The sequence below is a fragment of the Buttiauxella sp. S19-1 genome, assembly GCF_022134725.1.
In the GTDB taxonomy this organism is placed as follows: Bacteria; Pseudomonadota; Gammaproteobacteria; order Enterobacterales; family Enterobacteriaceae; genus Buttiauxella; species Buttiauxella ferragutiae.
Genome location: NZ_JAHWLU010000248.1, coordinates 1 through 1285, shown reverse-complemented (window position 1 = coordinate 1285; position 1285 = coordinate 1). Strand labels below are relative to the sequence as shown.

At 44.7% G+C, this 1285-nt stretch carries 1 pseudogene; it reads left to right on the top strand.

Annotated elements, in window-relative coordinates:
- Positions 1–86: 86 nt before the first annotated feature.
- Positions 87–1052, top strand: a pseudogene (locus MES37_RS24380) (YfbK domain-containing protein); the annotation flags it as partial.
- Positions 1053–1285: the final 233 nt, after the last annotated feature.

Genomic DNA, 1285 nt, shown 5'->3' with positions numbered 1-1285 from the left:
TTATTGCATATGCCCTTTTTTGTTAGGGTAATTATTTCGATAAGTATATTTTGATGTCTCAAAAAAATATGCTTAAAAAGGGATAGGGGACATTGCCCAATGCAGATGCGGTGCGTGCGGAAGAAATGGTGAACTATTTTCCACTGAATGCGCGAGCCTCCAGCAGTGAAACCCGTTCCGATCATGCCACGCCATTTACCATCAGCTACGAATTATCCCCCGCGCCGAGGAATGAGCAGCACACGCTCCTTGTGAATGACCTGCGCGAACAAGATCGCATTGCCATTGTGACCTATTCTGGCTCTTCAGAAGTGCTTTTAGCGTCCACTTCCGGAGCTGATAAAAAAACCATTCTTAATGCGCTTGATAACCTTGATGCGGGTGGTTCAACCAACGGTGGCGCGGGCTTGAAAATGGCTTATCAACAGGCCGAAAAAGGGTTTATCAAAGGAGGTGTTAACCGTATTTTATTAGCCACCGATGGGGATTTTAACGTCGGAATTGACGATCCTAAAGACATTGAAGCCATAGTAAAAAAAGAGCGTGAATCTGGCGTGACGCTTTCCACTCTTGGTGTAGGCGACGATAATTTTAATGATGCGATGATGGTGAAAATTGCGGATGTGGGTAATGGAAATTACAGTTACCTCGATTCATTATCCGAAGCGCAGAAAGTATTGAATAATGAAATGCGTCAGACATTCGTTACCGTAGAAAAAGATGTTAAAGCGCAGATCGAATTTAATCCGAATAATGTTATTGAGTATCGCCAAATAGGCTATGAAAAACGTCAACTGCGTGATGAAGATTTTAATAACGATGCGGTAGATGCCGGTGATATAGGTGCCGGTAAACATGTCACGGTATTATTTGAACTCACGCTGGCAGGCCAAAAACAATCTGTTGATAGCCTGCGTTATGCTAAAAAAACAGCCACGACTGAGGGGAGTAAAACCAACGAATTACTCTGGGTTAAGCTGCGTTATAAACAGCCGCAAGGAGAGACTAGCCAACTGATCAATTTGCCGGTGAAACGCAGTGGTAACACGTCCTTTAACACAGCCTCAGTGTTGTAGGGGGGATAAGCGATAGCGCCATCCACCATTTTCGCCTGTTGTTGCAGATAAAAGTGTCGGATGACGCTGCGCTTATCCGACCTGGGAAGAGGTTTGTCATCAGTCTGAAGCCTTGCAGATGCTCCATCCTGAATCGCCACTTGATGGCGGTTTTTTTATGCGTGAAGATAGGCTCAATAAACTACGTGAGGGCAGCAGCATGTTGATTT